Consider the following 16,525-nt stretch of genomic DNA (forward strand, 5'->3'; position numbering starts at 1 on the left):
AAGATGGTCCTGTATTGCGGGAGCCACTGGAGTGTGCGGCATGCAGGCAAAAATTGATGGTGAAATGGCCGATGTCAGCGACACCGGCCAAAGCAGCAGCGAGTTTCGGCGGGGATGGCCCATACTTCTTGCAGCGCTTCTGGGCATAGGCTGCGGCCTGGCCGCCATGCCCTTCTACACGGCAGGCGTGTTCGCACCGCATCTGGCGCGCGAGTTCGGATGGTCGCTCGGCGAGATCATGGCGGGTCTGACCATCACCACCGTGACGGTCATCGTCGCGGCCCCGATAACCGGCATGCTCTGCGACAGATATGGAACTCGCCCGATCGCGATCGCCTCGCTCGCCTGCTTCGGCCTCGCCTATCTCTCGCTGGCCGCCCTCGGCAACTCGCTGATCCAGTTCTATGCGACCTGGGCGGTCGCCGCCGCGCTCGGGGCGGGCACATTGCCGATCACCTTCACGAGGACGGTCAACCAGTGGTTCGACCGTCATCGGGGCCTGGCGCTCGGCATCGCGATGACGGGGACCGGCCTTTTCGGGATAGTCTGCAAGCCGCTCCTCGCCTGGGTCATCGGGCTTCACGGCTGGCGTGCAGGCTATGTCGCGCTCGGTCTGCTTCCGCTGCTGGTGGCTCTGCCGATGGTCATGCTTCTGTTTCGCGAACAGAAGGGCACGCCCTCCTTCCGGAACGCAATGACGATCCAGAGCGCAGGCGCCGAGGCGCTGACGGGGCTTAGCCGGAGACAGGCCCTTCGGCACTGGCGCTTCTGGCTCATCGCCATCGTGCTTTTTCCGATCTCCTTCGCGCTCGCCGGCGCCGTACCCAATCTCGAGCCGATCCTGCTCGACCGCGGCCTCGACCCGCAGACGATCCTCACGATCACGCCGCTCATCGGTCTGGCGTCGATCGCGGGGCGTCTGATCGGCGGTCTGCTGCTCGATCGGTTCTGGGCACCGGCGGTCGCGTTCATATTGCTCGGCATGCCGGCAATTTCCTGTGTCATCCTGGCGGGTGGCACCCTCGATCCGGCTATGGCCCGCTTCGCGATCCTCCTCATCGGCTTTGCGCTCGGCATCGAATATGATGTCGTCGCCTATCTGACCTCCCGCTTCTTCGGGATGCGCGCCTATTCGGCGATCTACAGCATCTTCTACGTGTGCTTCGCGACCGGCGCAGGATTCGCCCCGCTGGTCTTCGGCGTGATTCGCGATCGCACCCAGGACTTCGCCCCGGCCTTGCTGGCGTCAGCGGTCGTTCTTCCTGTCTGCTCGGCGGCTTTTCTTTTTCTCGGGAGATACCCCCGACTGACCGCATCAGATAAAGCCGACCGATCCATTTGACTTAAGAGTATATCAATATAACAATAGTGGCTGGCACGCGTGTTCGGCACGTGGCCGAAAAAAGGGGAAAGACATGACCAGCCACCGTTTGCTGCTTACCTCGCTCATGGGTCCGATCATTCTCGCCGCAGGCCCAGCTTATGCCCAGGCGTCCAGCCCGACCGCACCGCAGGCCAGTTCGGACGCCGTGCAGGGCCTCGAGGATATCGTCGTCACATCGCAGCGCCGCGCCGAGAAACTGCAGTCGGTGCCGGTCACCGTCACCGCGTTCAGCGAGAAGATGATCGAACGGCTGGCGGTCTTCGATGCGATCAGCACCTCGAAGTTCGTGCCGGGCATGATCTCCCAGCACAATGCAGGTCTCGCGACCGCAAACGCCTATTATCTGCGCGGCCTCGGCAATTCGCAGTCCACCGCGACGTTCGACGCGCCGGTCACGACCTATGTCGACGACATCTACATCGCGCGCCAGAACGCCAATAACTACGCCTTTTTCGACACCGAGCGCGTCGAGGTCCTGCGCGGACCGCAGGGTACGCTGTTCGGTCGCAACACCACCGGCGGCGCGATCGCCGTCATCATGCGCAAGCCTTCGCCCGATGCCGGGCTGAAGATCGAACTGACCGCCGGTTCTTACCAGCGCTACACGATGAAGGCGAGCGCGGACCTCCCGGTCAGCGACAAGGTGCTGACCAAGCTGTCCGGCTTCGTCGTGCATGATCGCGGCTATCTGAAGAACATCACCAATGGCGACTGGCTGAACGGCGAAGAGAGCTATGGCGTCCGCGGCGACGTCCGCTTCCTGCCGACTGACGGGCTGACGATCGACCTGTCCGCCGAATTCACGAGCAACCGGAGCACCTATACCGGCCTTCGCAGCGTTCCGGGTATCAACCCCTACGTCAAGAATGCCACGACGCGCCCCGTCTTCTACGAAAGCGCAGCCGGCCTCTCGCAGACCAATTGCGGCGGCGACAATGTCACCAAACTGCTGACCCTCGAGCGGGGCAACTGCAACCTGTCCGAAAATTTCGCGATCGGCGGCAACGCCAATTACGAGATCGAGAACGGCTCGATCACCTACATCTTCGGCTATCGCCACCTCGACCAGGGCTATATCAACGAATATAATGCCTCGGCCGTCAACAAATATGCCGGCTTCATCCTCGTCGACAATGCCGTTCACGAGCAACATAGTCACGAGCTCAAGCTGAACTATTCCTTCGGGGAAAAGGTCGACCTCGTCACGGGCCTCTTCTATCTCAAGGAGACCTCGGACGATCGTCAGACGAGCTTCTCCGGCGGCACCACCGCCTTCCGCCCGATCCAGGACGCGCTCTACAAACATGCCGTAGAGACGGCAGCCTATTATGCGCAGGCCGATTTCCACGCGACCGAGCAGCTGACCCTCACGCTCGGCGGCCGCTACACCTGGGAGAAGAAGAAGCTCGACTTCATCCGGTCCACGCAGTTCCCGACGCTCTCCTATGGCAATGCCGCCGTCGCGGCCTTCGGCATCCCGCTCAAGCAGACGGTCAAGCGCTTCACCCCCCGCGTCGCGGTCGATTACAAGATCAACCCTGACGTCATGCTGTTCGCGTCGGCGACCAATGGTTTCAAGTCGGGTGGCTGGAACGGCACCGCCTCGCTTCCGCAGAACGCGGTCACCTTCCGGCCCGAAAAGACCTGGTCCTATGAAACCGGCATCAAGTCGGAGCTGTTCGATCGCAAGCTGCGCCTCAACGTCACCGGCTATTATGCCCGCACCACCGACCTTCAGGTAACCGCCGGTGTGCCCAACTCGTTGGGCGTCATCGCCAGCCTGCCGTTCAACGCCGGCACCTTCCGTGTCTATGGCGTCGAAGTGGAAGCGACCGCCAAGTTCGGCAACCTCAGCCTGTTCGCCAACCCGTCCTACATGAAGGGCCGCTACACCTACATCTCACCGCTGGCGACGACGCTGACCACCTCGCTGACCCCGGTCCGCGTGCCGACCTTCCAGGTCAGCGCCGGCGCGTCCTATGACGTCCCGGTTGCCAGCCTGGGCGGCTATTTCACCGGCAGCACCAACTGGCGCCACAACTCGCCTTACTGGGTCGCCATCCTCAACACGACCAAGACCACGACCGAGGATTTCGTCGACGCCGCGATCAGCTTCACGACCGATGACGATCGCTATCGCATCTCGTTCGAGGTCTCGAACCTGACCGACCAGCGCACGGTGACCGCGAACTTCATCTCGCTGTTTCCGGGCGATCCCCGCCGCTTCACCGGCCGTCTTCGCGTGAAGATCTGACCGGCAAGCGGACAATAGCGGCCGACCAGCGATGGCCTGCGCGACCGCATGACCTATAGAAGACCGACAGCCCGCATTCGCCACCTTGCGAATGCGGGCTCCGGCACCACGAGATCACGGATGGAAACGCTATGGGCATCGTCGGGACGAAAATGATCTGTGAAGACAGGACCGCCCGTCAGATCTTCGAGCAGGTGATGGCCAACCCCTCGCGCGCCAAATTCGGCTTTGGCGAGAAGCTGGCCATCGTCAATGTCGACTTCCAGAACGCCTATACGCGGATAGACCGGTACAAGACCGCCTACGAGACCGACCCTCGCCAGATCGAATACACCAACAGCATCTCGCGCCTGGCGCGGGACAAGGGCATGCCGGTCATCTGGACGCATGTCGCCTATGCCGAGGACGCAAGCGATGCCGGCGTCTGGGGCACCCGCACCAACACCCCCGACAGCCTGCAGAACATCAAATATGAATCCGACCGCCACGCCTTCGACGAGCGCTGCGAGATCGATCCTGCCGACACCATCTACACCAAGCGCATGCCCTCGGCCTTTTTCGAGACGCCGCTGCAGAGCCTGCTGGTGTGGCACAAGGTCGATACGGTGGTGATCACCGGCGGCTCGACCTCGGGCTGCGTGCGCGCCACCGCCGTCGACAGTCTGAGCCGCGGCTATCGTACGATCGTTCCGATCGAGACCTGCGCCGACAAGCATGAATCCTATCACTTCGCCAATCTGACCGACCTGCAGCTCAAATATGCCGACGTCGAGCCGGTGCAGACCGTGATCGACTGGCTGGAGGCGCGCTGATGCAGGAAGGCAGCCCCGACCCCGAGCTGTACGATTTCTCGCCCTATCGCGGGCGCAAGCCGTTCAGCTGGCCGGGCGACAAGAAGGTCGCGGTCTGGGTGTCGCCCAATCTCGAATATTATGAGATCGACCCGCCGAAGAACCCGCACCGCGCGTCCTGGGCCAGGCCGCACCCGGATGTGGTCGGCTATTCCCATCGCGATTATGCCAACCGGGTCGGACATTGGCGCATGGCCGACGTGATGAGCCGGCACGGCTTTCCCGGCTCGGTCAGCCTGTCGGTCGCCTTGTGCCAGCACCATCCGGACGTGGTCGCGGATGCCAATGCGCGCGGGTGGGAGTTCTTCAGCCACGGCATCTACAACACCCGCTATTCCTACGGCATGGACGAGGCGCAGGAGCGCGCGATCATCGAGGACTCGATCCGCACCGTGCGCGACGCGACCGGGCAGACGATCCGCGGCTGGCTCGCCCCCGCCCTCACCCATACGCCGCGCACGCTCGACCTGATCGCCGAATATGGGCTCGACTACACCTGCGACCTCTATCACGACGACCAGCCCCAGCGCGTGAAGACCGCGAGCGGCGACCTGATCTCGATGCCCTACAGCCTCGAGGTCAACGACCATTATGGCTTCTTCATCTATAATATGAGCCCGCGCGAATACGCCCGCACGCTGATCCGGCAGTTCGAGCGACTGGCCGACGAGCCTTCGGGCACCGTCATGTGCATTCCGCTCCACTCCTATCTGATCGGTCAGCCGCACCGCATCGGCGCCTTCGAGGAGGTGCTGCGCCAGATCGCCGCCGATGGCCGGGCGTGGATCACCCGCTCGGGCGACATCGCCGACGCATGGCGCGCGGCGCATGGAGGAGCCGACGCATGAGCCTCGATCCCAGCTATCTCGACTATCCGCGCCGCCGGCTCGGCTATGATCATGATCTCTATGCCTATTCGGCGATGCCGACGCGCAAGCCGCTGGCCTGGCCGGACGGCAAGGGCGTGGCGGTCTGGATCGTGGTCAGCCTCGAATGGTTCCCGATCACGCCCTCGGACACGCCCTTCCGCGCGCCGGGGCACATGCAGACGGCCTATCCCGACTATCGCCATTATACCGCGCGCGAATATGGCACCCGGATCGGCTTCTACCGGCTGCTCGACGCCTTCGCCAAGGCGGGTGTTCAGGTCTCGGTCGCCGCGAACGGCGCCATCGCACGGCGCTATCCTTCGGTCATCCGCGACATCGTCGACGCCGGCCATGAGGTGATCGCCCATTCGACCGACATGAACGGCACGATCGCCTCCACCCTGCCCGTAGAGGACGAGCGCCGCCTGATCCGCGACAGCATCGCGGCCCTGTCGGATCAGACCGGCACGGCGCCGCGCGGCTGGCATTCGATCGCCCGTTCGCAAAGCTTCGCCACGCCCGACCTGCTGGTCGAGGCCGGCATCGAATATGGCTGCGACTGGGCCAATGACGACATGCCGTGGAGCTTCGCCAACGGGCTGGTCAACCTGCCCCTGAACCATGAATTGTCGGACCGGCAGATCATCAACGTGCAACAGCAGTCGGTCGACAGCTATGCCGAGCAGATGCTCGACGCGCAGGCCTGGCTCGCGGCCGAAGCGGCGGACGGCGGCGGCGGGCGGTTGCTGCCGCTGCACCTCACCCCCTATATCATCGGCCTGCCCTATCGGATGGACGCCTTCGAGCGCCTCCTCGCCGATCTGAAAGCCAGCCCCGCGACATGGTTTGCGCGCGGGTGCGACATCCTCGATTCCTACAGGAGCCAAGCGTGAAAGCCTATCAACTCGGTCCGCAGAACGGCCTTGAATCGCTGACCCTTGTCGAGCGCCCCATGCCGGTCGCCGGCCCCGGCGAAGCGGTCCTGAAGGTCCGCTTCGTCTGTCTCAACAACCGCGACCTCCAGATCCTCGAAGGCCGCTATGGTGCCAGGAAGGCCGAAGACCGCATTCCCTTCTCCGAGGGTCTCGGCGAAGTCGTCTCGCTCGGCGAAGGCGCGACGGGCATCGCCGTGGGCGACCGCGCCATCCTCGCCCATTTCGTGTCCTGGATCGACGGACCGTTCGAGATGCGCCATTTCGGCGCCGACCTCGGCACCATGCTCGACGGCTGGATGGCCGAATATGTCAAGGTTCCCGCCGCCGCACTGGTCAAGGTGCCCGACAGCCTGAGCGACGAAGCCGCAGCCCCGCTGGCCGCTGCGACGCTCACCGCCTGGCATGCCGTCGTCGAAGTCGGACAGGTCCGCGCGGGCGACCTCGTCGTGGCGCTGGGCACCGGCGGGGTCGCGATGGCCGCGCTGCAGATCGCCAAGGCCAATGGCGCCTTCGCCGCCATCACCTCGTCGAGCGACGCCAAGCTCGATCAGGCGCGCGCGCTCGGCGCGGATTACACGATCAACTATGCGACGCATCCCGACTGGGCGGCCGAGCTTCAGCGCCAGACCGGCGGACGCGGCGCCGATATCGTGGTCGAGACCGGAGGCCAGAACACCCTGCCCCAGTCGATCAACGCCTGCGCGGTCAACGCCCGCATCGTCATCATCGGCGTCACCGGCTCCGACGGGCCGTTGCCCAATTATGGCAGCATCATCGGCAAGAACATCACGCTGAAGGGCATCGCCGAAGGCAGCCGCGCGATGCTCGTCCGCCTCGTCCGCGCGATGGAATCGACCGGCTTCGCACCGGTGATCGACCGGACCTTCGCCTTCGACGAAGCGCTGGAGGCGTGTCGCTACCTCAAGTCGGGTGCGCATCTCGGCAAGGTGCTGATCAAGGTGGGATAAGACCATGTGTGCCGGCCGGGGTTCGCTCGGTGCACACGCGGAAAGAGAACATTGCAGAAACGCGATAACGAGCCTATATTAGACGATGGCATTCGGCGCGCATTGCGCGTAGCCGCTGACGGGTAAGGGTTCGAAATGGCTGATGCACGCATCGTCGCGAACCGCTTTCTTGAACTCGCAAGGGAACAAGGGCGGTCGCTGACCCCCATGCAAGTTCTAAAGCTTGTTTATATCGCACATGGCTGGATGCTTGGTTTGAACGGTCGCCCGCTCATCGCACAGCCTGTCGAAGCCTGGAAGTATGGCCCGGTTGTGCGCGACGTTTATAACGGCGTTCGCAGCTACGGGCGCTCCCCGGTCACTGCCCCAATGTGGGCACCACAAGAAGCGTTGGACTATTACGAAGACGATATGGTTCAACAGGTTTTCCGAATCTACGGAAACATGGACGGTATTTCGCTGTCCAACATTACGCACATGCCGGAAACGCCTTGGGCGCAGACTTACCACCAAGGTGAATTTGGCACCGTAATTTCCAACGACCTTATTGGTGCACACTATCAGCGATTGTCGCGTGAACGAAACGGAACCACCGCCTGAAAAGGGCGGCGTTCCAACGCCGCAAATTCCCGGCCTCCCTCGTGCCGAACAAGCGGCTTCGAACGATAGCGCTTCCATTGAAAAAGCATGGGCTGAGGCCGAGTTTCTCTCACGCAACGCATCTCCGGAAGAACTGAAGCGCGACGCTGATCGCCGCGAGCACAACCGGAACCAACGCTTTCGCCATCATTTCGAGCTTATCGCCATTTGCGCGCTATGGGCGGCTGCTCTGGCCATCACAGGCGTTGGTTGCGTGTGGTTGTGGCATATGGCAGCGCCTTCGTGTTGGCGCTGGTTAGGCGGCGAGGACGTGTCTCACCTTCAAAGCATCATGACCGCCGGACTTTTGGTTGGAGTCATCGGCAATCACTTCAAGAAGCGTATAGGCTGAATCTTGAACCGTCGAGTGTCCAGCATGGCCAACGACGACGTAGAATCTGATATAGCGCAGATGTTGGCCCGCGAACGAAGACTTCCTATCGAAAGGATTCAACCATCGTCGCGCTTGCGAGAAGACTTAGGCATGGACGGCGATGACGCAGTTGAATTTTTCGTTAAAGTCAATCAGCGGTTCGGCACAGATTTCTTATCACTTCAAGAAAATTGGTCACGACACTTCTCACCGGAAGGCTTGTCTTTATGGAACACAGCTGTTGTTGTGCCATTCGCAGCGGCGGGAGGAGCCACCGGGGCGGCATTGAATTGGCCGAAATGGGCAGCGATGTTGTTGGCGTTGGCCTTCGTATTCGCGGCATATTGGGGACTGTCAAAGTTGCCGCGTCGCAAATCGGCCAAGTCTGAATTGGCGATAACGGTCGCCGAACTGATAGAAGCGGTGAAGGCAGGGGCATGGTCGAAGTCATACAACTGATAACAGCCTTTGGGCTTGGCTCTATCGTGACGGCGTTAATCCAGTCGTGGTTGTCCCAACGCGCTGCCAAAACCGAACGTAGCTTCAAAGAAAAGCAAGCCGCCTATGTCGGTTTGCTAGAGGCGTATCATCGCGCCGCCGTCGAAGGCACGGACGAAGCTGCAAAGCATTTCGCATATTGGCAAATGCGATGCGAGTTGGTCGGGTCCGCCAACGTTCGGGACGCCGTTTGCCGGATCGTTGAAACGAACGGCGACCGTCCGGGCCGCGACAAAGCGCACGAAGATATGAAGGAAGCCATGCGCGCCGACTTAGGCGTTACGTCGTAATCAGCGCCAACCGAAGCCAAACACCTTTGTGGTAGGCTATGTGGTAGTTTTCGGGAAATCCTGAAAAAAACCAATGATTTCAACAGAATTGGCGGAGACGGAGGGATTCGAACCCTCGGTACCAGATTTACCGGTACGGCGGTTTAGCAAACCGCTGGTTTCAGCCACTCACCCACGTCTCCGGGTCGGCAGAGGCCGGGCTATAGCGGGCAGGTGCGGCGGGATCAACAGGCTGTGTCAGCAATTTTTTCGCCAGTAATATTCAGGATGGCGTTCATTGCAGCGACAGCCAAAAGGCGCTTTAAGACGCACGGCCAAGGCAGTTTTCCGGAGGATGCGATGTTCAGGACGATGACGCTGGGATTCAGCGCGGCAATGGCCTTGGCGGTGTCGGCGACGGCGCAGGCTCAGGTGCGGACGGTCGACCCGAACCAGGCGAGCGATCTTGCCGCCGTGCCCGCCAGCGAAGCCAATTACGGTACGACCGTCAGCGCACCCGCAGCGGCGGCAACGCCGGCTGATGCACCCGCCGACGCGCCGGCCCCGACCGACACGGCGACGGCCGCCGACGAAGCCCTGCGGGTGGAGGGCAGTCCCATGCCCACGTCGACCCGCGCGCAGGCGGTCGAGGCGGTCGAGGGCGGCACCTATGCGCAGGACGACGTGCTGAGCGCGGCCGAGGGCACCTTCGGCAAGGGCGCGCAGGGCCTCGCCAAGCTGATCGAGAAGATCTTCGCCGAACAGGGCAAGCCCAATGCCTATATTGCGGGCCGGGAAGCCGGCGGCGCAGTGATCGTCGGCGTCCGCTATGGCTCGGGCACGCTGTTCCACAAGGTCGAGGGGCAGCAGCCGATCTACTGGACCGGCCCGTCGCTCGGCTTCGATCTCGGCGCCAATGGCGCCAAGAGCTTCGTCCTCGTCTATAATCTGTACGACAGCGCCGACATCTATCAGCGTTTCCCGGCGGTCGAGGGCACGGCCTATGTGATCGGCGGCTTCACCGCGACCTATCTGCGGCGCGGCGACGTGGTGCTGATCCCCATCCGGCTCGGCGTCGGCTGGCGGCTCGGCGTCAATGTCGGCTATATGAATTTCACCAAGAAGTCGAAAATCCTGCCCTTCTAAGGAGCACGGCAACGTTCGACAGGCTTGCGCCGCCCGGCCACCCGGCCCGGCGGCGCTTCGCTTTTCAGGGCAGGCCGATCAGCGAGATCTGGCGGCCATAGCCGGGTTCGCCGCGATGCGTCGCACGACGGAAGCTGAAGAAGCGATCCGGCTGCGCATAGGTGTCCTCGCCGAGCGCGATCACCCGCCCCACCCCGGCCTGCGCCAGGCGATGCGCGACATAGGCCTCGATGTCGAACTGGGCATGGCCCGCGCGGCGACCATCGGCGAAAAAGCGCTCATTCTCGGGGTCGGCGTCGGCGAACCGCGCGACGAACGCCGCGTCGACCTCATAAGAGGCGCGCGCGATGCACGGGCCGATCGCCGCGATGATCCTGTCCCGATCGGCGCCGAGCGCGACCATCGCGTCGAGCGTTCGGTCGGTCACGCCGGTGATTGCGCCCTTCCAGCCGGCATGAGCCGCGCCGACTACCCCGGCTTCTATGTCGGCGAACAGCACCGGCACGCAGTCGGCGGTGAGGATGCCCAGCAGCAGCCCGGGCGTCGCGGTCACCAGCGCATCGGCATGCGGACGGGCATCGTCCACAAAGGGCTCGGTCACGGTCACGACGTCGGGCGAATGGACCTGGTGGAGGGTGACGAGCTTATGTCCGGGCGCAACCGCCTCGACCGCACGGCGGCGATTCTCCATTATGGCATCGCGGTCGTCGTCGGACCCCAGGCCGACATTGAGACCGGCGTGGATGCCCTGCGACACCCCGCCCTCGCGGCCGAGAAAGCCATGCGGCAAGCCTTCGAGCGCCGAAACGCGAATGGGAACGGGGCGATCGCTCATACGGTCGGCTTCTGCGTGAAGCCGGCGGCGACGATACCGGGGGTGCCCTCCACCTCGACGCGGTCGACCCGGCTTGCCGGCGATCCGCTATGGCAGCGCTCGATGAAGGCCTCGACCTTGGCCGGTGCGCCGCTGACCAGCGCCTCGACCGATCCGTCGAGCCGGTTGCGGACCCAGCCATCGAGGCCGAGTTCGGTCGCCTGCTGAACCGTCCAGGCGCGAAACCAGACGCCCTGCACCTTGCCGGTGATCCGCACGCGCCGGGCAACCCGGGCTTCGGTTTCGGTCACGCGCCGACCTGCGCGCGGTGGAGCAGTTTCTGATCGGCCAGGACCAGCGCGACCATCGCCTCGAGCACCGGCGCAGCGCGGATGCCGACGCAGGGGTCGTGCCGCCCCTTGGTGCGGATGTCGGCCGCAGCACCATCGCGCCCGATCGTCTCGACCGGGGTCAGGATCGACGAGGTCGGCTTGAGCGCGATCCGCACGATCAGCGGCTGACCGGTCGAAATGCCGCCCGCAACGCCGCCCGCATGGTTGGCGAGGAATTCGGGCCGCCCGTCGGGGCCGGGCCGCATCGGGTCGGCGTTGCTCTCGCCCGTCAGCCGGGCCGCGTCGAAGCCGTCGCCGATCTCGAAACCCTTGACCGCGTTGATCGACATGCAGGCCGATGCCAGTTCGCTGTCGAGCTTGGCATAGAGCGGCGCGCCCCATCCCGCCGGCAGACCCTCGGCCACGCATTCGACGATCGCGCCGACCGACGAGCCTGCCTTGCGCGCCTCGTCGACGATCCTTTCCCACCGTGCGGCAGCCGCACGATCCGGGCAGAAGAACGGATTCTCGTCGATCGCCGCATCGTCATACGCGGCACGGTCGATCGCATCGCCGCCCAATTCGGTCAGATAGGCACGGATCCGCACCTCGGGGATGACGAGCCGCGCGACCGCGCCCGCCGCGACGCGCGACGCGGTTTCGCGCGCCGAGCTGCGCCCGCCGCCGCGATAGTCGCGGAAGCCATATTTGGCGTCATAGGCATAATCGGCATGACCCGGCCGATAGGCGAGCGCGACCTCCGAATAATCCTTCGAGCGCTGGTCGACATTCTCGATCATCAGGCTGATCGGCGTACCCGTCGTCCGGCCGTCGAAAACCCCCGACAGGATGCGGACCTGATCGGGCTCCTGCCGCTGGGTGGTGAAGCGCGAGGTACCCGGGCGGCGCTTGTCGAGCCAGGGCTGAATCGCCGCCTCGCTGATCTCCAGGCCCGGCGGGCAACCGTCGACGACGGCGCCGATCGCCGGTCCATGGCTCTCGCCCCAGGTGCTGAAGCGGAAAACGCGGCCGAAGCTGTTGAACGACATCAGCCCTCTCCCTTCTGGTAAGAGTGCGGGGCCCAAGCCTCGGGCTTGGGAGGATGAAGGCCTGCCTCCAGCGCGTTCATGATATCTTCTCTATTCCGTTCGTGCAGGGCCGCGACGCGCGCCGCCCGATGCGATCACGCCAGCGCGATGTCGGGCGCGTCCTCGGCCTTCATTCCGATGACGTTGTAGCCGGCGTCGACATGGTGGATTTCGCCGGTCACGCCCGATGCGAGGTCGGACAGAAGATAGACCCCTGCCCCGCCGACATCTTCGATCGTCACGTTGCGACGCAGCGGCGAGTTGAGCTCGTTCCACTTGAGGATGTAGCGGAAGTCGCCGATGCCGCTGGCCGCCAGCGTCTTGATCGGGCCGGCGGAGATCGCGTTGACGCGGATATTCTCGGGGCCCAGGTCCATCGCCAGATATTTGACGCTGGTTTCCAGCGCCGCCTTGGCGACGCCCATGACGTTGTAATGGGGCACGACCTTTTCGGCGCCATAATAGCTGAGCGTCAGGATCGAGCCGCCCTCGGGCATCATCGCCCGCGCCCGGCGGGTGACCGCGACGAAGCTGTAGGCCGAGATGTTCATCGTCAGCAGGAAATTTTCGAGGCTGGTGTCGACATAGAGGCCGCGCAGCTCGTTCTTGTCCGAAAAGCCGATCGCGTGGACCAGAAAGTCGATCTTGGGCCAGCGCGCCGCCAGCGTGGCGAAGGCCGCATCGACACCCTCGGCGGTCGACACGTCGCACTCGATCAGGAAATCGGAACCGACCTGCTCGGCCAGCGGCCGCACGCGCCGTTCGAGTGCCTCGCCCTGATAGCTGAACGCCATCTCGGCGCCCTGCTCGTGGAGAGCCTTGGCGATGCCCCAAGCCAGCGACCGATCATTGGCAAGGCCCATGATCAGCCCGCGTTTCCCCTTCATCAAACCGGCCACGACAACTCCCTTATTCGTTCGGCGCGGCTTCCTTTACAGAAGTTTCCGGGGTTTCGGCTAGTGCCGCGTTGAGGTGCGCGCCAAAGACCAGCCCCAACCCCACCAGCCAGAAGAACAGCAGGGTCACGATGACCCCCGCCAGACTGCCATAGGTGCGCCCATAGCCGCCGAAAGCACCCACGACGAGGGGCAGCAGCATCGTCACCGCCATCCACCAGCTGGCGGTGAACAGGGCGCCCGGCCATTTGGGGCAACCCGTCATCCGGTAGCGTGCCGGGGCGAGAACCGTGAACAAGGCGTAGAGTGCACCGATAAGCATAAGCAGCGGGGCGATGCGCGAGACGCTGATCAGCGCGGTGAACCCTTCCGCGAAGGGCAGCAGCCGGACGACGAACTGCTCGACGCCGGTCAGCACGACCTGCGCGCTGAACGCGGCCATCGCCATGACCACCGACACGACGATGATCAGGATGCTCCCCGCGCGATAATGCCAGAATCCCTTGCTCGGCTTCACGCCATAAGCGCGGTAAAGGATGTCGCGGATCGTTTCGACGAAGCTGCCCACGGTCCACAGCCCGATCAGCGCGCCGAACCAGAGCAGCGTCCCCTTGTTGTTGGCGGCAAGAACGTCGTTGATGGGCTGAGCGACGAGATCGCGGACCGATGTCGGCACCGTTGCGAGGAAACCATAGACGGCTTGCTGGACATCGGGGGTCCGCCCGACCAGCTGCGCCAGCGCCGCCATGACGATGAAGAAAGGAAACATCGTCAACAGCGCGAGATAGGCGATGTTGCCGGCGTGGATGAACCCGTCCGAATAGACGCCGATCGCCGCGCGCTTGAGCACCAGGAAGATGCGTCCACCAGGGCGGAGCTGGTCGAGATGGGTTTCGAGGGGGCGTTGGCGGCGGGCTTCGGGGGATTCATCCAGCATCGCGAAACCGCCCCGAAACCCCTGCCGTCACCCGCCCGTTCCTTCGCCTATTCGAACTGGGCGCGCGGATTGCGCTGGCCCTTGCCGCTCCAGCGCTCGACAAAGGCTTCAAGTTCCGCATCCCCCTGCGGAATATCGATCATGACCGTGACCAGCTGATCGCCGCGGCTGCCATCCTTGCGATGGAAACCCTTGCCTTTCAGGCGCAGCGTCTTGCCGGATGTGGTGCCCTTCGGGATAGCGAGCATGACCGCGCCGTCCACGGTCGGCACGCGGACCTTTTCGCCCAGCACCGCCTCTTCCAGAGCGACGGGCAGGTCAAGCCGGACGTCGTCGCCGTCGCGGGTGAAATAGCGGTGCGGACGCAGTTCGACCGTGACGATCGCGTCGCCGCGCCCGCCCGGACCCTCGTCCCCCTGCCCGGCAAGCCGCATCTGGGTGCCGGTCTCGACGCCATTGGGCAGCTTGACGTCGATCGTCTTGCCGCTCGGCAGGCTGATCCGCTGCGGCTTGAGCGCGGCAGCATCTTCGAAGGGGACGCTCAGCTTGTAGGACACGTCCGCGCCGCGCATCGGGCGCCCGCCGCCCTGTGTACCAAAGCCGCCGAAGCCGCCCCGTCGGGCAGCACCAGGGCCGGGACCGGCGCCAGCGCCGCGCGACCGGCCGAATATGCCTTCGAAGATATCGCCGAAGTCCGCACCGTCGCCGAACTCGAAACTGGCGCCGCCCGGGCCCGCACCGGGGTTGAACCCGCCGCCGCCGCGCCCGCCAAAGCCGAAGGGGCCGCGCGGATTGCCCTGCTCGTCGATCTCGCCCCGGTCATATTGCGCGCGCTTGTCGCGGTCCGACAGCAGGTCATAGGCGGCCGTCAGCTCCGCAAAGCGCTCGGCTGCCTTGGGATTTTCGCTGTTGCGATCGGGGTGAAGCTCCTTCGCCAGCTTGCGATAAGCCTTCTTGATCTCGGCCTCGTCCGCCCCGCGCTTCAGCCCCAGCTTCGAATAGAGATCAGCCATCGTCGTCGTCGTCATCCTAACGTCGCACCTGTTGCATAAATGCCACAAGTGAGATGTGTGCCGGCGTGCCGTTCCGCAAGTGAAAAATACATCGATCGGGCGGCAACTTGCCCGGCCTGCCCCGCGTTCTGCGGCCTGATCGTTCCAACTGCAAGCGAGTTGCCCTCATCATGGCGCCTTTCCCCTGCCCGAACTGCCACCGCCCCCTCCATTTCGAGGCGCGGGTGTGTCCGGGCTGCGGCTTCACCCTCGGCTACGCCCCCGATGTGGACGCCTTTCTCTTCCTGGGCGATGGCGCAACCACCTGGCGTAGCGAGGGCGGCCAGGCGCGTGACGTGGTCGTCTGCGCGAACAATGACGATCACGGCGTTTGCAACTGGCTGGTCCCGGCGGCCGACGACAGCCCCTATTGCCGGGCGTGCCGTCACAACCACACCATACCCGACCTGACCGTTTCGACGGTGCCGGAACGCTGGGCGCGCATCGAGGCCGCCAAGCGGCGCCTGTTCCACACGCTGATCAAGCTTGGACTCCCCCTGGAAACCAAGGGTCAAGAATCTGCCAATATTCAGGGGCTTGCATTCGACTTTCTCTACGACCCCTCAGCCGAGATACAGGGCGAACCGGAGGTCTATACCGGCCATGACGACGGTCTCATCACGCTCAACCTGATCGAGGCGGACGATGCGGAGCGCGAACGGGCGCGAACGCGGATGGGGGAGCCCTATCGCACCCTGCTGGGACATTTTCGCCATGAAGTCGGCCATCATTACTGGGCCCGGCTGGTCGAAATCGACCCCGCGGAGCTCGAGGCCTGTCGCGCGGTGTTCGGCGACGACCGCCTCGATTATTCGCAGGCGCTCGCCGATCATTATGCCGCCCAGGGATCCAAGATCTGGACCGACGAGCATGTCAGCTACTATGCGACGTCGCATCCGTGGGAGGATTTCGCGGAGACCTTCGCCCATTATCTGCACATGGTCGACACGCTCGCCTCGATCGGTGGATTCGACATGCGCATGGCCGCGCTCGACGGCCCCGATGCCACCCCCGCCGGCCATGTCGATTTCGATCCCTACACCGCCTCGACCGAGGCGCTGGGCCGGCAGATGATCCCGTGGAGCTTCGCGCTCAACACGATCAACCGCAGCATGGGGCAGCCCGACCTCTATCCCTTCCACCTGTCGCCGGCGGTCACCGGCAAGATCGACTATGTGAACCGGCTGATCGCCAAGGCGGCGGGCCGGGCGATCGGCTGA

18 protein-coding genes and 1 tRNA gene are annotated in these 16,525 nt (G+C 64.0%); 12 read left to right on the top strand and 7 right to left on the bottom strand.

Features of this window, described 5'->3' with window-relative positions:
* Nucleotides 1–40: 40 nt before the first annotated feature.
* The 10 genes from ACNI3R_RS06685 to ACNI3R_RS06730 all read left to right on the top strand — a co-directional run bounded on the left by ACNI3R_RS06685 (nt 41) and on the right by ACNI3R_RS06730 (nt 9,061).
* Complete coding sequence (locus tag ACNI3R_RS06685) at nt 41–1,342, top strand: MFS transporter (RefSeq protein WP_426181020.1); 1,302 nt, start codon at nt 41–43, stop codon at nt 1,340–1,342.
* Nucleotides 1,343–1,415: 73 nt separating this feature from the next.
* Nucleotides 1,416–3,638: a TonB-dependent receptor gene (locus ACNI3R_RS06690; RefSeq protein WP_426181022.1), complete on the top strand. Its 2,223-nt coding sequence runs from the start codon at nt 1,416–1,418 to the stop codon at nt 3,636–3,638.
* Between the two features lie 131 nt (nt 3,639–3,769).
* A complete protein-coding gene (locus ACNI3R_RS06695) occupies nt 3,770–4,450 on the top strand; it encodes an isochorismatase family protein (RefSeq protein WP_426181024.1) in 681 nt (226 codons plus the stop codon).
* Complete coding sequence (locus ACNI3R_RS06700) at nt 4,450–5,337, top strand: polysaccharide deacetylase family protein (protein WP_426181026.1); 888 nt, start codon at nt 4,450–4,452, stop codon at nt 5,335–5,337. Before ACNI3R_RS06695 ends, ACNI3R_RS06700 begins: the two co-directional genes overlap by 1 nt.
* Nucleotides 5,334–6,251: a polysaccharide deacetylase family protein gene (locus ACNI3R_RS06705; protein ID WP_426181028.1), complete on the top strand. Its 918-nt coding sequence runs from the start codon at nt 5,334–5,336 to the stop codon at nt 6,249–6,251. Before ACNI3R_RS06700 ends, ACNI3R_RS06705 begins: the two co-directional genes overlap by 4 nt.
* Nucleotides 6,248–7,261: a zinc-dependent alcohol dehydrogenase family protein gene (locus ACNI3R_RS06710; RefSeq protein ID WP_426181030.1), complete on the top strand. Its 1,014-nt coding sequence runs from the start codon at nt 6,248–6,250 to the stop codon at nt 7,259–7,261. Before ACNI3R_RS06705 ends, ACNI3R_RS06710 begins: the two co-directional genes overlap by 4 nt.
* Before the next feature lie 135 nt (nt 7,262–7,396).
* Nucleotides 7,397–7,861: a Panacea domain-containing protein gene (locus tag ACNI3R_RS06715; protein WP_426181032.1), complete on the top strand. Its 465-nt coding sequence runs from the start codon at nt 7,397–7,399 to the stop codon at nt 7,859–7,861.
* Nucleotides 7,836–8,252, top strand: a complete 417-nt coding sequence (locus ACNI3R_RS06720; protein WP_426181034.1) for a hypothetical protein — start codon at nt 7,836–7,838, stop codon at nt 8,250–8,252. The genes ACNI3R_RS06715 and ACNI3R_RS06720 overlap by 26 nt, the downstream gene beginning before the upstream one ends.
* 24 nt (nt 8,253–8,276) lie before the next feature.
* Complete coding sequence (locus ACNI3R_RS06725) at nt 8,277–8,732, top strand: acyl carrier protein (RefSeq protein WP_426181036.1); 456 nt, start codon at nt 8,277–8,279, stop codon at nt 8,730–8,732.
* On the top strand, nt 8,711–9,061 hold the full coding sequence (locus ACNI3R_RS06730; RefSeq protein WP_426181038.1) for a hypothetical protein: 351 nt from the start codon (nt 8,711–8,713) through the stop codon (nt 9,059–9,061). Before ACNI3R_RS06725 ends, ACNI3R_RS06730 begins: the two co-directional genes overlap by 22 nt.
* 89 nt (nt 9,062–9,150) lie before the next feature.
* On the opposite strand, the gene ACNI3R_RS06735 is transcribed toward ACNI3R_RS06730, so the two are convergent.
* Nucleotides 9,151–9,243, bottom strand: a tRNA-Ser gene (locus ACNI3R_RS06735).
* 157 nt (nt 9,244–9,400) lie between these two features.
* Here ACNI3R_RS06735 and ACNI3R_RS06740 point away from each other — a divergent pair.
* Complete coding sequence (locus ACNI3R_RS06740) at nt 9,401–10,186, top strand: DUF1134 domain-containing protein (protein WP_426181040.1); 786 nt, start codon at nt 9,401–9,403, stop codon at nt 10,184–10,186.
* 64 nt (nt 10,187–10,250) lie between these two features.
* Here the strand turns inward: ACNI3R_RS06740 and pgeF are convergent, their stop codons facing one another.
* The 6 genes from pgeF to ACNI3R_RS06770 all read right to left on the bottom strand — a co-directional run bounded on the left by pgeF (nt 10,251) and on the right by ACNI3R_RS06770 (nt 15,266).
* Entirely contained in the window at nt 10,251–11,021 is a 771-nt protein-coding gene (gene pgeF, locus ACNI3R_RS06745; RefSeq protein WP_426181042.1) for a peptidoglycan editing factor PgeF, read from the bottom strand.
* Nucleotides 11,018–11,311, bottom strand: a complete 294-nt coding sequence (locus tag ACNI3R_RS06750) for an acylphosphatase (protein ID WP_426181044.1) — start codon at nt 11,309–11,311, stop codon at nt 11,018–11,020. Before ACNI3R_RS06750 ends, pgeF begins: the two co-directional genes overlap by 4 nt.
* On the bottom strand, nt 11,308–12,381 hold the full coding sequence (gene aroC, locus ACNI3R_RS06755) for a chorismate synthase (RefSeq protein ID WP_426181046.1): 1,074 nt from the start codon (nt 12,379–12,381) through the stop codon (nt 11,308–11,310). The genes ACNI3R_RS06750 and aroC overlap by 4 nt, the downstream gene beginning before the upstream one ends.
* Nucleotides 12,382–12,515: 134 nt before the next feature.
* Nucleotides 12,516–13,319 carry an enoyl-ACP reductase FabI gene (gene fabI, locus ACNI3R_RS06760; protein ID WP_426181048.1) on the bottom strand — a complete coding sequence of 268 codons (804 nt, stop codon included), beginning with the start codon at nt 13,317–13,319 and terminating at the stop codon, nt 12,516–12,518.
* 10 nt (nt 13,320–13,329) lie between these two features.
* Nucleotides 13,330–14,253 (bottom strand): YihY/virulence factor BrkB family protein, encoded by a 924-nt coding sequence (locus ACNI3R_RS06765; RefSeq protein ID WP_426181050.1) that lies wholly within the window; start codon nt 14,251–14,253, stop codon nt 13,330–13,332.
* Nucleotides 14,254–14,300: 47 nt separating this feature from the next.
* Nucleotides 14,301–15,266 (bottom strand): DnaJ C-terminal domain-containing protein, encoded by a 966-nt coding sequence (locus ACNI3R_RS06770; RefSeq protein ID WP_426181052.1) that lies wholly within the window; start codon nt 15,264–15,266, stop codon nt 14,301–14,303.
* A 170-nt stretch (nt 15,267–15,436) separates the two neighbouring features.
* Between ACNI3R_RS06770 and ACNI3R_RS06775 the strand changes: the two genes are divergently transcribed.
* Nucleotides 15,437–16,525 carry a zinc-binding metallopeptidase family protein gene (locus tag ACNI3R_RS06775; RefSeq protein WP_426181054.1) on the top strand — a complete coding sequence of 363 codons (1,089 nt, stop codon included), beginning with the start codon at nt 15,437–15,439 and terminating at the stop codon, nt 16,523–16,525.

Origin of the sequence: Rhizorhabdus antheiae, assembly GCF_049889055.1 — a bacterium.
In the GTDB taxonomy this organism is placed as follows: Bacteria; Pseudomonadota; Alphaproteobacteria; order Sphingomonadales; family Sphingomonadaceae; genus Rhizorhabdus.

Excerpts from the sequence above, each read along its gene's own strand:
- ACNI3R_RS06685 (WP_426181020.1), top strand. The coding sequence starts at position 41 with ATGCAGGCAAAAATTGATGGTGAAATGGCCGATGTCAGCGACACCGGC.
- ACNI3R_RS06690 (WP_426181022.1), top strand. The coding sequence starts at position 1,416 with ATGACCAGCCACCGTTTGCTGCTTACCTCGCTCATGGGTCCGATCATT.
- ACNI3R_RS06730 (WP_426181038.1), top strand. The coding sequence starts at position 8,711 with ATGGTCGAAGTCATACAACTGATAACAGCCTTTGGGCTTGGCTCTATC.
- ACNI3R_RS06725 (WP_426181036.1), top strand. The coding sequence starts at position 8,277 with ATGGCCAACGACGACGTAGAATCTGATATAGCGCAGATGTTGGCCCGC.
- ACNI3R_RS06695 (WP_426181024.1), top strand. The coding sequence starts at position 3,770 with ATGGGCATCGTCGGGACGAAAATGATCTGTGAAGACAGGACCGCCCGT.
- ACNI3R_RS06705 (WP_426181028.1), top strand. The coding sequence starts at position 5,334 with ATGAGCCTCGATCCCAGCTATCTCGACTATCCGCGCCGCCGGCTCGGC.
- ACNI3R_RS06740 (WP_426181040.1), top strand. The coding sequence starts at position 9,401 with ATGTTCAGGACGATGACGCTGGGATTCAGCGCGGCAATGGCCTTGGCG.
- ACNI3R_RS06715 (WP_426181032.1), top strand. The coding sequence starts at position 7,397 with ATGGCTGATGCACGCATCGTCGCGAACCGCTTTCTTGAACTCGCAAGG.
- ACNI3R_RS06765 (WP_426181050.1), bottom strand. The coding sequence starts at position 14,253 with ATGCTGGATGAATCCCCCGAAGCCCGCCGCCAACGCCCCCTCGAAACC.
- aroC (WP_426181046.1), bottom strand. The coding sequence starts at position 12,381 with ATGTCGTTCAACAGCTTCGGCCGCGTTTTCCGCTTCAGCACCTGGGGC.
- pgeF (WP_426181042.1), bottom strand. The coding sequence starts at position 11,021 with ATGAGCGATCGCCCCGTTCCCATTCGCGTTTCGGCGCTCGAAGGCTTG.
- ACNI3R_RS06775 (WP_426181054.1), top strand. The coding sequence starts at position 15,437 with ATGGCGCCTTTCCCCTGCCCGAACTGCCACCGCCCCCTCCATTTCGAG.
- ACNI3R_RS06770 (WP_426181052.1), bottom strand. The coding sequence starts at position 15,266 with ATGGCTGATCTCTATTCGAAGCTGGGGCTGAAGCGCGGGGCGGACGAG.
- ACNI3R_RS06700 (WP_426181026.1), top strand. The coding sequence starts at position 4,450 with ATGCAGGAAGGCAGCCCCGACCCCGAGCTGTACGATTTCTCGCCCTAT.